Raw genomic sequence first — 13,808 nt, forward strand, 5'->3', positions numbered from 1 at the left:
ATTCACATCTGATGGTGCCGCTGGTGCTGCTAAGTCAGCTGGTGTATTAGTTGGAACACCATCACTTTCACCATAATCATTTGAAGCTTTTACTGTTAGATCTTCTTCTGGACCTACTGTGTTATCTAAAGAGATTTCAAATTTGCCATTTTCATCTGCAGTACCTGTTCCGACAGGTTCATTATTAGCATTGTATACTGTAACTGTGTCACCCGGCGTCGCGTTACCAGTTACTGTATAACCTGCTGTTGAGTCACCTGTTGTATTCACATTTGTTGGATTTTCAGCTGCGAAGTCTGCATAGTTACCTTGGTAGTAAGTCGTTGTACGACCATCTGTTTTATTAAATAAACTTAAATTTAAGACATCTGTTTTAACTACTGACCCTACAAATTCTGCATCAAGATTTGGGTTTTCATTTAAATAATCGACTGGACCTGTAATGGTTGTCGGAACAGTAACACTCGTATCACCTAGTACTGAAGCATCAGCTAGTTGATTGATGATTGCTCCTCCAGCAGTAATCGTAGAGTTTACAACATTAGCTGCTGCATTAACTGTTATTTTTAAAGGTGCCAACGTCGTATTTAATGCTGCAGCTGCTCCTCCCGTGATAAGTCCACTACCAGTAGCATTTAATGCTTGTACAGCATTATTGATATTGTTCACCGCTCCTGTAAGGTTTTGTGCTGCGACAAGACCAAGACCATCATCAATCTCTGCTACTAAATACTCTCCATCTGCACTTAAGGTCACATCCGCATCAAAATTACCTTGTCCAACTGCACCTACAGTTTTAAATACGTCTAGTTGTTCTACTACTTCATCAATATTAATTTGAATGCCTGGCGTAGCAGATAATGCTGTCGCAACTGCTGCTGTTACTGCATCAAGGGCATTAATTAAATCCTCAACAAGTTTGAGGCCATCTATACGTACCGTAACTGCTGTATCAATCGATGCTTGACCATTTGGTGCCACATGTCCTCGTAGTTCTTCTGGAATCCCTAAAACAACATATTTGTTACCAGATGCAACTGTGGAAGCTTGCGCTAAAGAGCTACCAGAAATCGTGAAATCAACATCTTGAGAGCCATTTGGATTTAATTGGAAACGATTGCTTGCAGTTGTTCCTGAATCATTTGTGACTGACATATTCGCTAACAATTCAGCTTCTAGTACCGCCGCATTCGCCGCACTTTGCGATACTTTCGGTTTTCCGCCTTCACCAAATGAAATTGCATAAGGAGTTGCTACTAAAGAAAATGCTAACATTGAAGCTGCTGCACTTTTCGTCCACTTTGAGTAATTCTTTTTCGGCATTTCATAACCTTCTTTCTCATTTTAAGTAGTTGTTTAGAATACATTGGCAAGTTTGCAACAGATCGATAAATGGTTTAGATAACTACGCTAGGCCAACACCTCCTTTAATGTAAAACGTCTTATAAATTCCAATGCTTCACGAGCGCTGGTTTTGTAGAAGGGTCTAAACAGCTTTTAATGTCCATGACAATGCCATCTTCTCTTTTCAGTAAAGAAGTCACCCATGACCAAGATTTTTCTGTGTATGCTTCATGTGGTACTGCTAAAATAACAGCGTCTGCTTTTTGCAGTTGATCTGCGTCACTTAGACGAATTTGGTATTCATCAAATACTTCTCGGCTATCTGCTAAAGGGTCATGTACTTGAATCGACACACCGTACTCCTCTAGTTCTTTAATCAAGTTCGCTACTTTTGTATTGCGAATATCTGGTACATTTTCTTTGAATGTTAAACCAAGTACTGTAATGAGTGCGTCCTGATTTGTAATATCTTGTGCCGCTAACTTTTTCACAACCATACTTGCAATATATTGTGGTAGAGCGTCGTTCAAGCGACGTCCTGCTAAAATCATTTCTGGCATGTAACCTGCTTGTTCAGCTTTGTATGTGAGATAGTAAGGATCTACACCGATACAATGCCCGCCAACGAGTCCGGGTTTAAAATCTAAAAAGTTCCATTTCGTGTTGGCAGCTTTTAATACTTCTGCTGTATTAATATCTAATGTGTCAAAAATGAGCGCTAATTCGTTCATCAACGCAATATTTACATCACGTTGTGTATTTTCAATAATTTTTGCAGCTTCTGCTACTTTAATAGAAGAAGCTTTATGAACACCTGCTTCTACGACTTGGCTGTATACGTCTGCAATTTCATCTGTAATGGCTGGCGTTTCACCAGATACAACCTTTTTGATATTCGTAAACGTATGCACTTTATCACCTGGGTTAATACGTTCTGGCGAATAACCAATATGGAAATCAATACCGACTTTTAATCCTGAATGTCTTTCTAAAATAGGCACACATTCCTCTTCTGTTAATCCAGGATAAACAGTTGATTCATAAACGACGATCGTCCCTTTTTGTAAATGTTGTCCGACTGTTTTTGAAGCCGCTAAAATCGGTGTTAAATCTGGTTGGTTTGCTTCATTAATCGGTGTAGGCACTGAAATAATTAAAAAGTTGCATTGTTCAAGTGCTATAGGGTCAGAAGTGTAAGCGATGGATGCAGCCATTAGATCTTGTGGTGAAACTTCATTCGTAATATCCATGCCATTTTTTAATTGTTCAATACGTGATTCGTTAATATCGAAACCGACAACGGATTGTTTTTTACCAAAAGCAACTGCAACTGGGAGACCTACATATCCTAGCCCGACAATACCGATATTATAATTTTTCATGAAGAACCTCCTTCACGCCGTAGTACTGTTTGTACCAAGCAACAAAGTTTCGAATCCCTTCCACAATCGTTGTTTCAGGTTGATATCCAATTAACTGTCTAAGCGCACTGACATCGGCAAATGTATCTGGTACATCGCCTTTTTGAAGTGGCATAAAATTTTTCTTTGCTTCTATTGCTAGTTCTTGCTCTAGCGTTTCAATGAAATCCATGAGTTTTACAGGTTCGCTATGACCAATATTTAACACGCGATACGGTGCAAAACTTTCTGCTAGAGAATCTTTCTCTTCACTCCAACCAACATTAGCAGTCGGTATTTGGTCCATTAATTGCACGACACTCTCAACAATGTCAGAAACATAAGTGAAATCTCTGAGCATGTGACCGTTGTTATAGACATCAATTTCCTGATTATTCAGAATGTTTTTTGTAAATTTAAATAGTGCCATATCAGGGCGCCCCCAAGGACCATATACTGTGAAAAATCGTAATCCCGTAGTCGGCAGTTGATATAAATTACTATACGAATGTGCAAATAATTCATTTGATTTTTTCGTTGCTGCGTATAAACTCATTGGATGCTCTACCGGGTCGTCTACCGAAAATGGCGATTTTTGATTTCCTCCATATACAGAACTTGATGAAGCGTATAATAAATGCGGTGTTTTAAACTGTCTGCAACATTCTAATAGTTGAAAGAAGCCGCCGACATTTGTTTCTACGTACGTTTCTGGAAAGTCGATACTGTAACGGACACCTGCTTGTGCTGCAAGATGAATAACGCGATCAAATGAATGTTCTGCAAAGAGCGTGATCAATTGTTGTCGATCCGTAATGTCTAGTTTGTAAAAAGATAAGTTCGGATGTTGAATCCACGCCAATCGATCATGCTTTAACTGCACATCATAGTAATTGTTTAAATTATCAATACCTACAACATGATGTCCATCCTCTAATAAACGTTTCGTCACGTGCGAACCAATAAATCCCGCACATCCTGTCACTAATACTTCCATTTAACGTCCTCCCTTTTCGCGACGACGTTTTGTCGTTTATTCGCAAATGTTAAAAGTTTCTCTTTAATTTGTTCTGCTGATAAAGACTTTTCAAAAATAGATGTTAAAAATTGGTTTATTTCTTGCTCGGTACAGCTTTCTGTATGGCCAACATAAATTTTGTTGTACACTTTTTGTTTCAGCTGCTCATGTTCACCGAGTAAGACTTCATGTAATTTTTCGCCTGGACGGATACCTACTTCTACAATCGGAATCTGATGTAGTTCAAAACCCGATAAGCGAATTAAATTTTTCGCAAGATCAATAATCTTTACTGGTTCACCCATGTCTAAGATGAAAATATCTTCCCCTTCTGTCAAAACAGAAGCTTGCAACACAAGACGCGCAGCTTCAGGAATTGTCATAAAATAGCGTGTCATGCGTGCATCTGTAATTGTGACAGGGCCACCCTTTGAAATTTGCTGCTGGAATAATGGAATAACTGATCCTCTTGAGCCTAAGACGTTCCCAAATCGTACGACTGCAAATTTTGTATAACTCTTTTTCGCTAATTGTTGAATGACCATTTCTGCAATTCTTTTCGTAGCTCCCATCGCATTTGGTGGATCTACCGCTTTGTCGCTAGAAATCATGACGAATCTTTCGATGTTTGCCATATGTGCTGCTTGTGCAACATTTCTCGTACCGAGAATGTTATTTTTCACACTTTCTAATGGATTCATCTCCATTAATGGTACGTGTTTATGTGCTGCCGCATGATAGACGATGTGTGGCCGATGTGTATGCATAATTTCATTCATCACATCCGCATCTTTGATATCTGCGATAATTGGGATAAGTGTTGTTTTCGTTAATGGTCTTAATTCTTTTTCAATCGAATAAATTGAATTTTCACCATGACCGAGTAAAATTAATTTTTCTGGATGCAATCGAAGCAATTGACGACAAATCTCAGAACCGATGGACCCGCCCGCACCCGTTACGAGTACCGTTTTGTTCGTAATATGCTTTGCTAACATCGCTTCGTCTAAATCGACTTCTTCACGACCGAGTAAATCTTCAATGTTTACATCTCGGACTTGGTTCAGCATTGGCTGTCCGTTTACGAGCTGGTCTAATGAAGGAACAATTTGTGTTCGGATACCTGTTTCTACACATAGCTTCATGATTTGCTGTAGTTTCTGAGGTGATAAGGATGGAATAGCAATTAATATTTGTTCCACGTTTACACGCTGCACCATACTTTTCAACAATTTGATTTCACTTAGTACAGGTATTGAACAAATATCCATACCAATTTTTTGATGATCGTCGTCTAAAAATCCGATGACTTTATATTCTTGACGATGTTTCAAGCGCTCAACAACGTGTTGTCCAGCTTCGCCAGCACCAATGATTAATAAATGTTTCTTTTGTACCATCTGTTTTCCAGAGCTATATCGCTTCTTAATGTGTTGATAGAGCGTTCGCGTTCCTAAAAAGTAAAAAAGTGAAGCAGTAGCTGTAAATAAATAGATTTCTAATGGTAGCCGCCAAATAGATTGGATCGTAATGAGCGCTGCGATTAAAATTGACGTATTCAATAGTAAGCGACTCGTGCTGACAGTTGCGACGTCGTGTCGATAAAAGTGTATGCAGGCTGTCGTTGCAATCCAAACGCCTAACATGGCGATTCCTAATATAAGAAGACTATTGTTGTTTAAGGAAGGTGGTGCTAGAACAAAAGTTGATCCAACTAGTATTAACATGAATAAAAAATCTGAACTTATAATTTTCCATTTAATTGGAATATTCATCGAATAACTTCACCTCATCTCTAAAGCTACATAGCCCTATTGATTTAAAATTTTTCTCACGATTAATATAGCATCTTTTTGCTTTTTTAAAACAAAATTATCAGTTTTATATCCATATAGCTTCTAAAATAAAAATTTTTAACACGTAATTGTGTAAATAAAATAGCATTAGAACATTGATATATCAACGTTTCTAACGTTGCTGGTCATAAAACAGTTGTCACTATATGCACAGTGTTTTTTGTAATTTTTTCTTTATTTTATTGTTTAAGCTGTGTAAAAAACAGGATTTTTGAAAGGAGATAGACTAAAAAAGCACTTTTTTCATTATCCCCCTCTAAAATCAGTCCTATTTTTGATATAATTTCTATTTCAGTTCTAAAAATATTATGAAAAAAAGACTATATTTTTAACGAATTGAAGTTTAAAATTAGATTTTATAAAAAATTTTAATTTATTTTTAATTTTAATAGTTCTTTAGGATCTATTTATATACACATTTATATGTACATTCTATTTTTATAGTCAAAAGAATTATTTTAAAGGGGGGAAATAGTAGATATTAAAGCCAAGTTTAAAATTATTCAGAGCGGGTTAGAAATAATCGAATATATATCATCCTCTACGATGCCACCCATATTTATGTGATATTTAACATATTAAAATAGTAATTAGCATGAATTATATATAGTTTTTAGCTCTTTTCGAACAAAAATTTTTTAAAAAACTTTAAAAAAATTATACATTTTTTTCATATAATATTTTTCTGAAAATCCTTGTTACCAAGCGTTTTCGTCCATAAAAAAAGCCCTTAACGAAAAATTAAGGGCGTAAGATTAATTAAGCTATTTGGTTTATGTCTACTTACTTACATTTTTCACAAATACTTTACATAGTGGGTAAATGCTAATGCACGCATTCTTTCTGCATTTTCTGAACGAAATGTTTGAATATGACGCTGGTTACGGCTTCCTGTACGCTTCCATAACAATGGATCATAATAATAATGAGCGATTTTCTTAGCAAATTGCTCAGCATCACGTGCGGGAAATAAGTCCCTTTTCTCCAATAACTCTGGAATACCACCAACTTCTGAGGCGACAACTGGTAGACCATAACTCATAGACTCCATAATACTCCTACCAATTGCTTCTGTATAACTTGGCTGCACATACAATGATAATTGCTGATACCATTGTTGCAACGACTCATTGCTTAAAATACCTTCATGTGTCACTTGAATGTGTTCGTAACTCGGCAAAGAACGCTGATCTTCCCCTAATAGTTTTACTTGTATCGGTAATGCATACCGATCTAGTATTGATAAAGCACGAAATAATGTATCGTGTCCTTTATATTTCGTCCCCATTGAACCAATCATACCGACTGTAAAAGTAGTCGGTCTTTCTACGCGAGGTTGCTCACGAATAATCGCATTCGGTACGGTATATGCCGTTCCAGTCGTCGGATAGCACGTTTGAAGATATTGATGCGTCACATAAACGGCTACTTTTGCATGATGGACAATTTTTTTCATCGCTTCATGTATAGGCAAAGCTAATGTTTTGTATAATGGATTACCTTGTAAACGATAAGCTTCATAAGCATTGCCGACGATTTCTACCATGTAAGGCTTTTGCAATTTAATACACGCCAGCCCGACAAATATCCCCATATGAGATGGTAAGCGAATGACAATTCCTTCACTTTTTGACGCAATGGCAAAGGCACGTTGCCAAGTACGCGACAACTGGCTGTATAATTGAGCTGTTTTTTCATATGGCCACGGATGGACATGAAGCGGGCTTTGAATAGGTGGCAATGTGCTATGCTTCACTTGTGTTAGTATCGGATAAATATGAATTTCTTCTGCTATATTCAAATATTTTTGCCATGTCACATCTGAAAAGTTTTTCGAATACATATGCTGACCATCTGTTTGAAACTTTAAATCATATACGTACGTCAGCTTCACGTTGCAACCTCCCTTCGCTTTAAAACAACATAGTTATTGGCAACATAAATTAATATGTTTAGTAATAACGTGAACGAAATATCATTTAATAAAATACCACCATTTTGACCCATCATAAAGCCAATACGAGTAATCGGAATCGATAAGAAGAAAATCAATTCGATACGATTTCCTTTCATCATGATGCGATACAACATATAAGCAATGGCTACGAACACAATATCTAAAAATGGCGCGAATAAAAATCCGCTATAAAAATAACCTTGTCCAACCATCGGTAAAATTTGTGCAACATGATCATCAAAGTAAATACGGTAGTTAAATAAATAGTTACTGAACTGGAATCCATCTACGTCTCTTAAAAAAATATTCAAGCCGATAAATGGGCGGGCTAAATCGTATAAGAAGTTACCTGCCGTCGCAGCATATGGGAAATATTGTGATAATTCTGTAGCCATCGCGACATTATAAGGCCCACCCGCATAAATTTGAAGCGTATCCGTAACATCGACAAGACGATCTACGCCATTTGTGATTGTTACGGTATTACGATACGTCGTAATATTCATAAAAACGATGAACAATAAAACCGTCGTGCCAATAATAAATGGCAGCGCACGCTTTACATATAAACGGTAGAATAAATATAAACTTGCAATCGCACTAATTAAGAAATCTGAACGATTGTCGCCAAATAAAATACAAATGTTCAATAGCACAATGAGAAACGAAATGAAAATCCATAAAAAACTCGGTGCTTTTTCGTATTGGCGATAAATAGCGGTCATCATTAATAAAAATAAAATGTATTTCGCCGTAATTAATACGAACTGCGCAATACTCGTCTTAAAACCAGCAGCTCCGATATCAATCATATTATCGTGAGGCATAATAAACGCGAAACTATTTAACACTTCAGGTGCTAATGCCAATACGACAATACTAATCAGAATGTACGCGATATATACCGTATACGATTCGGGCAACGCTACTTTTTTTGTTTCGTTCATTTTTAAACGTAGCACCTTTTTACGTCCGAAAAATAATCCAACGGCTAGCGTCACTAATAATAGCTCCCATAGCATGAGCTCAATCGCTAGCTCAAATGAAGACGACAACGGGTTGACAGGCGAACGCCCAATGTACCAACCAGATTTTACAATTAAAAATGGGAGCATCATGTAGCGTAAAAACGATACAGCGCTATACGTCATTAAAAATGTGTTAAAACGACTAAATAATAAAGGATTTAAAATAAAAATAAACAAAAACATGTATAGTAACGGCAATAAATATAATTTTTCATAGCCATTAAATGCAACATGGTTATTAATTTGTACACTCGCATACGTACCAAATGACAACATTGCAACAGCTATTGCGATTTGCGCGAACGTTTTCATCGGCGATCACCTTCTAACTGGCTATTGCGCTTGTTGTTTTGTTGCATACATCTCCCTCCTTTGTCGTAGCCATCTTCTGAAAAATATTTCTTTCGTTGCGTACAAGAAAAAACTATTTGTAATCATCGCAAACGCTGCTCCTTTAATGCCAAATGCATAAATAAGTAAAATCGTAACAGGTATGCTAATGCCACTTGCAATAACAACAAAATAAAGTTGGCGTTTTACAATGCCAACGCTCGTCAACGCGGTGTCGATATTCCAATTTAATGCATTGAAAAATAAACAGCCACTTAACAGCATGAGTACCCAATCGTATTGTGCATACGCGGCACCGTATAAAATTGTGAGTACGAATTTACCAATAAATAAACTGATTAAAAATGTGACGCCACTTAAAATGACGGCAATACTTCCTAAATCCACATATAGCGTACGCTCTAAATCTTTATAATCTTCGCGGTCATGTTGGTTTTTAAAAACGTGCAAGTAATTTTGTGAAATCGCGCCCATGACGATATTCGCGATGACCGTAATATAAGCAATGGCAGCAAAATAGCCGAGCGTTTCCGCATCCGTAAAATATTCCAATACGTAACGTGGTAAAAAGCTATTAAAAGAAACGATGAGCTGCGTCACACCAAGCGGTATACCGAGCGATAAAATGCGCCACGTTAATGCACGATTGCGCGTACGATCAAAATCATATTGTCGTACGAATACCACGTATTCAATACCTAGCCAAATGAATTGTATGACTAGTTGAATAAATAGCGTCCATATTAAATTATATGTGAGTAATAGCGTGATCATAAACGCTACCATCAATGTCCCTTGTTTGGCAATAATTATTTTTGAAATTCGTGCCATATGTTGTTCGCGATGTGGTAACGCATACATGAAATCACTTACTAAATCGAGCATTTTACTCATCCCAATTAAAATGATGATGAGCCAAGCATCGTAGTACAATACGTAAGCAATCACAAAAAGAATGAGCATGACGATAACACCGACGATATTACGAGCAGTCGCATACGCTGTATAATGCGGTGTATCGGCGCTTACAAATAGTGTGCGTAACTTCATATTTGCAAAAAAAGTCAGCGGTGAAGCCACCGCTAACCCAAGTGCGTAATATCCGACATCTGTAGGTGCAAGCCATTTCGCTAATGCAATAAGCATTAACCATTTCACACCGGCTAACACGATATTCGATAAAAAAGTCCACGAAATATTTCGAGACATTCGCTTTCCCTCCTATCGTCGAGACCACCAACGTTTTTTAGTTGGCTGTTGTGGTTCCATAACATACAACGTATCGTCTCGTAAAATACGTTCATTATTTGCCAATAATACATCGACATAATCTACATCGCGCTTTTTTAAGAGCGCCACAGCATCTGCTATATCGCAAACACGCTGCGACGTATCATGTGCATCTGTTCCAAGTAAGTGAATCAGTTGGCGATCTATTAAATCTAAAGCACTTTGTTGCACCGATTTGCCATAGACACCTAGTAAAGCACCTGTCGTTAATTGCGTAAACACACCACTTCGTACGTAATCTTCTAAAATGGTCGGATCATCCATTAATTGTTGTTGTCTTTCAGGATGCGCAATAATCGGTTTATATCCACTAGTCAACAATTCTTGAAAAATATCCCAAGTGTAAGCAGGTAGCGTCATAGATGGCAACTCGATTAAAACATATCGACTATCACCAAGCGGTAACACTTTGTTGTCCATTACTTGAGATGCGGTACGTGAAGAAATTGTAATCTCATGGCCGGGAATGAGTGTAATAGGCCACTGTTGATCATCAACATGTTGTTGTAAAATGGCGATTTTATCAAGCACATCTTCTTTCGTCACATGCCACTTTCCTTTGTAGGCATGGCTCGTTGCAATGATATGTGTAACGCCTTGTTGTACAGCCATTTCAATCATTTGTAAAGATTCATCAAATGTATCTGGGCCATCATCTGCATGAAACAAAATATGACAATGTGTGTCTACCATTTACAACACCTCTTATTCCTCTACATATGAATGATAATATCTCGAACTATAATACGTATTCACATTTTGAGACGTCATGTTGTTCATAACGACGCCAATAATTTTTGCATCTACATTTCGAAGTAAGCCCATCGCTTTCTTCGTCATTTTTTTAGATGTTTCTTCGATATTGACGATAACAATTGTCCCGTCCACACGATTAGCTAATAGCTGTGTATCTGTCACCGCAAGTAGCGGTGACGTATCAAAAATAATCCAATCATAAAGTGACTCTGCCTCAGCAAGCATCGTTTCAAATCGCTTTGAACCGATCAATTCCGAAGGGTTTGGTGGAATAGGACCACTCGTTAAAATGTCTAAATTGTCGATATCACTTTTTTGAATACAGCTTTCTAAATCAGACTGATTTGATAACACTAATGATAAACCGATCGTATTTTTCAGTTGATACGTGTAGTGAACAGTTGGTTTACGTAAATCTGCATCGATAAATAATACGCGCTGGCCTTCTTCAGCTAATAAATACGTAATATTAGCCGCGATTGTGGATTTCCCTTCTGCCTGTACAGCAGAAGTGACCAATAACGATTTAAGTTTATCGGCTTTTGAAAACTTAATATTCGTACGAAGTGTACGATATTGTTCAGAAATAATTGACTTCGGATGTTCTCGGACGATTAGTTGTCGTGCAGCATTCATCATTTTTTTCATCCTTTATTCCTCCATAGCTTGAAATTCGTATCCAAATCTTTGAGCCATTTCCATTGCTTCTTCTCGACAACTTGTTGACGCATTTTTTTCTGCTGCACTGGCGTCAATTTATGAATCGTGCCGATTACAGGCAACTCTAAATATTGCTCAACTTCTTTTTCTGACTTAAATCGATCATCGTTTAATTCAAGTAACAATACGACTGCTACCCCGATAATCACACCTAAGAAAAATCCTAACAATAGATTTAAAATCGTATTCGGTGAAACAGGTTCCAGTGTATTTTGTAAATTAGCACTTGATAACACTTGAACGTCTTTTACATCTAGTAATGTTGGTGCTTGTTGCTTAAACGTTTCTGCAATTTTGTTCGCGATTTTAACGGATTCAATCGGATCATTCGTACGAATATGAATGTCCATCACTTTGGAATTTTCTTCACTTGAAACATTTAATTTTTCGCCAAGTTGTTGAAGATCCATATTAAGTGAAAGTTGTTTAATAACATCCGCTAAAATGACTTCACTTTTAGCTACTGCAATATACGTGTTCATCAATTGTAAATCTGCTTGGGTCTCTTGATAAACATTAGAACTTACATTTTTCTCAGTTTTGTTAATGAGCAGCTGTGTCGTCGCTTCATAATTAGGCTTGATCACTAAAAATGTAAGCGCGGAACTGATTGTTAACCCTATAAGCCCTACGATAAAGATGATCCATATCCTTCTTTTTAAGATATGAATAAATTCCTCTAAACTGATTGTTGATTGATTCAATTGACTACCCCCTAAATAAAACACTAGACTAATTGTATTATTTGGATATATATTAATAAAAAAGATATTTCTTTGTCATTTTCAATATAGCCAATTCTTTAGTCTGTTCAAACATCTTTTTTATAACAGTAAGGAGGTATTGTATGATTAACAAGAAAAAAACCAGAAAGTCATATTCTTACAAAAATCATCGTATTATTTGGTTAATTTTATCTACTTTGCTCATTTTGTCTTGCGCAGGTATTTTCGCCTATAGCAAGGTACTTAATGCTCAGGATAGTTATAGTGAAACGTATGTAAAATATGAAAGTGATTTAAGAAATCATGCGCCGAAAAAAGTACTTGCAAAAGAAAAACCGTTATCATTTCTACTACTAGGTGTCGACCAACGAGAAAATGATCCGGGCCGTTCAGATACAATGATCGTCATGACGGTCAATCCAGAAACAGGTCTTGCGACGACGATGAGTATTCCCCGAGATGCTTACGTACCAATTGCTGGAGACAACCATTTAGACAAAATCAATCATGCATATGCAGTCGGTGGTATTGAAACTTCTGCGAAAACAGTCGAGCATGTTTTTAACATTCCAATTGATTATGTTGTAGCTATTAATATGGAAGGGTTACAAAATTTAATGACGATTACAGGCGACATTGAAGTCGAAAATCGTACAGCATTTACTGTAGGTACAAACTCATTCCCGAAAGGAAAAGTTACATTAAACGCAGAAAATATTTTAGATTATGTAAAAATGCGTAAAGATGATAAAGATGGTGATTTCGGCCGTCAAAATAGACAACGTGCTGTTTTACTCGCGATGTTTAAAAAATTACAAGACATGAATGCTTTAAAAAATGTCGATAACTTATTGACGGTCATGAAACACAATATGGAAACAAATATTCCAATTTCAGATATGAATTCCATTCGAAAGAACTATTTAGGTAATATCGATAACACGAAAAAATTGTCATTATATGAAGGTAAGAGCATTAAAATTAAAGGTGTTTATTACTATAAAATGGACAAAAAAAATGTAGAGAAAAATATCGAAATATTGCGAAAACAGCTAAATTTGACCAATGAACAATAAATTAAAAGAGGTGTTGTGAGTTGGGAATTGATGATTACATGACTGTTGTAGAGGCTTCTTATCGCTGGCAAGTATCATCTTACAAGCTCAATCGTATGCTAAAAGATGAAAAAGCTGTGCAAGAATTACTCAATCATAAACTATTGAAAAATTTTCAATTAGATAATTCGAGTCGTATTTATTGGATTATCCATGTAAAAGCAATGGAAAGATGGTACGGCCCCGAGCCACTCACATAAGTTGTCGTTATTACTATTTCCTTTTGTCGATGTTTCTGTCAAAGGAGG

12 protein-coding genes are annotated in these 13,808 nt (G+C 36.7%); 2 read left to right on the forward strand and 10 right to left on the reverse strand.

Going from position 1 to position 13,808, the window contains the following annotated elements:
* From KMHG_RS17485 to KMHG_RS07635, 10 genes are all read right to left on the reverse strand, one after another.
* Positions 1-1,323, reverse strand: a 1,323-nt coding sequence (locus KMHG_RS17485; protein ID WP_010288428.1) for an adhesive domain-containing protein, incomplete at its 3' end; no start/stop codon positions are given.
* Between the two features lie 119 nt (positions 1,324-1,442).
* Complete coding sequence (locus KMHG_RS07595) at positions 1,443-2,726, reverse strand: nucleotide sugar dehydrogenase (protein WP_010288430.1); 1,284 nt, start codon at positions 2,724-2,726, stop codon at positions 1,443-1,445.
* Positions 2,713-3,741, reverse strand: coding sequence for an NAD-dependent epimerase (locus KMHG_RS07600; protein ID WP_010288433.1), 1,029 nt, complete (start codon positions 3,739-3,741; stop codon positions 2,713-2,715). The genes KMHG_RS07595 and KMHG_RS07600 overlap by 14 nt, the downstream gene beginning before the upstream one ends.
* Complete coding sequence (locus KMHG_RS07605) at positions 3,729-5,408, reverse strand: nucleoside-diphosphate sugar epimerase/dehydratase (protein ID WP_010288434.1); 1,680 nt, start codon at positions 5,406-5,408, stop codon at positions 3,729-3,731. The genes KMHG_RS07600 and KMHG_RS07605 overlap by 13 nt, the downstream gene beginning before the upstream one ends.
* Positions 5,409-6,414: 1,006 nt before the next feature.
* Positions 6,415-7,512 carry a glycosyltransferase family 4 protein gene (locus KMHG_RS07610; RefSeq protein WP_010288436.1) on the reverse strand — a complete coding sequence of 366 codons (1,098 nt, stop codon included), beginning with the start codon at positions 7,510-7,512 and terminating at the stop codon, positions 6,415-6,417.
* Complete coding sequence (locus KMHG_RS07615) at positions 7,509-8,915, reverse strand: hypothetical protein (protein WP_010288437.1); 1,407 nt, start codon at positions 8,913-8,915, stop codon at positions 7,509-7,511. Before KMHG_RS07615 ends, KMHG_RS07610 begins: the two co-directional genes overlap by 4 nt.
* Positions 8,916-8,936: 21 nt before the next feature.
* A complete protein-coding gene (locus KMHG_RS07620; protein WP_010288438.1) occupies positions 8,937-10,163 on the reverse strand; it encodes a lipopolysaccharide biosynthesis protein in 1,227 nt (408 codons plus the stop codon).
* A 12-nt stretch (positions 10,164-10,175) separates the two neighbouring features.
* Entirely contained in the window at positions 10,176-10,937 is a 762-nt protein-coding gene (locus KMHG_RS07625) for a tyrosine-protein phosphatase (protein WP_010288439.1), read from the reverse strand.
* Positions 10,938-10,949: 12 nt separating this feature from the next.
* Positions 10,950-11,648 carry a CpsD/CapB family tyrosine-protein kinase gene (locus tag KMHG_RS07630; RefSeq protein WP_010288440.1) on the reverse strand — a complete coding sequence of 233 codons (699 nt, stop codon included), beginning with the start codon at positions 11,646-11,648 and terminating at the stop codon, positions 10,950-10,952.
* On the reverse strand, positions 11,645-12,424 hold the full coding sequence (locus KMHG_RS07635) for a YveK family protein (RefSeq protein ID WP_010288441.1): 780 nt from the start codon (positions 12,422-12,424) through the stop codon (positions 11,645-11,647). The genes KMHG_RS07630 and KMHG_RS07635 overlap by 4 nt, the downstream gene beginning before the upstream one ends.
* A 143-nt stretch (positions 12,425-12,567) precedes the next feature.
* On the opposite strand from KMHG_RS07635, the gene KMHG_RS17490 reads away from it, so the two are divergent.
* The gene (locus tag KMHG_RS17490; RefSeq protein WP_010288442.1) at positions 12,568-13,521 is read left to right on the forward strand and encodes an LCP family glycopolymer transferase; all 954 of its coding nucleotides are present in this window, start codon (positions 12,568-12,570) and stop codon (positions 13,519-13,521) included.
* Between the two features lie 20 nt (positions 13,522-13,541).
* Positions 13,542-13,760: a helix-turn-helix domain-containing protein gene (locus KMHG_RS07645; RefSeq protein ID WP_010288443.1), complete on the forward strand. Its 219-nt coding sequence runs from the start codon at positions 13,542-13,544 to the stop codon at positions 13,758-13,760.
* Positions 13,761-13,808: the final 48 nt, after the last annotated feature.

It is taken from the genome of Kurthia massiliensis, from assembly GCF_000285555.1.
Taxonomy (GTDB): domain Bacteria; phylum Bacillota; class Bacilli; order Bacillales_A; family Planococcaceae; genus Kurthia; species Kurthia massiliensis.

Excerpts from the sequence above, each read along its gene's own strand:
- KMHG_RS07625 (WP_010288439.1), bottom strand. The coding sequence starts at position 10,937 with ATGGTAGACACACATTGTCATATTTTGTTTCATGCAGATGATGGCCCA.
- KMHG_RS07605 (WP_010288434.1), bottom strand. The coding sequence starts at position 5,408 with ATGTTAGGCGTTTGGATTGCAACGACAGCCTGCATACACTTTTATCGA.
- KMHG_RS07615 (WP_010288437.1), bottom strand. The coding sequence starts at position 8,915 with ATGAAAACGTTCGCGCAAATCGCAATAGCTGTTGCAATGTTGTCATTT.
- KMHG_RS07630 (WP_010288440.1), bottom strand. The coding sequence starts at position 11,648 with ATGAAAAAAATGATGAATGCTGCACGACAACTAATCGTCCGAGAACAT.
- KMHG_RS07600 (WP_010288433.1), bottom strand. The coding sequence starts at position 3,741 with ATGGAAGTATTAGTGACAGGATGTGCGGGATTTATTGGTTCGCACGTG.
- KMHG_RS17490 (WP_010288442.1), top strand. The coding sequence starts at position 12,568 with ATGATTAACAAGAAAAAAACCAGAAAGTCATATTCTTACAAAAATCAT.
- KMHG_RS07620 (WP_010288438.1), bottom strand. The coding sequence starts at position 10,163 with ATGTCTCGAAATATTTCGTGGACTTTTTTATCGAATATCGTGTTAGCC.
- KMHG_RS07595 (WP_010288430.1), bottom strand. The coding sequence starts at position 2,726 with ATGAAAAATTATAATATCGGTATTGTCGGGCTAGGATATGTAGGTCTC.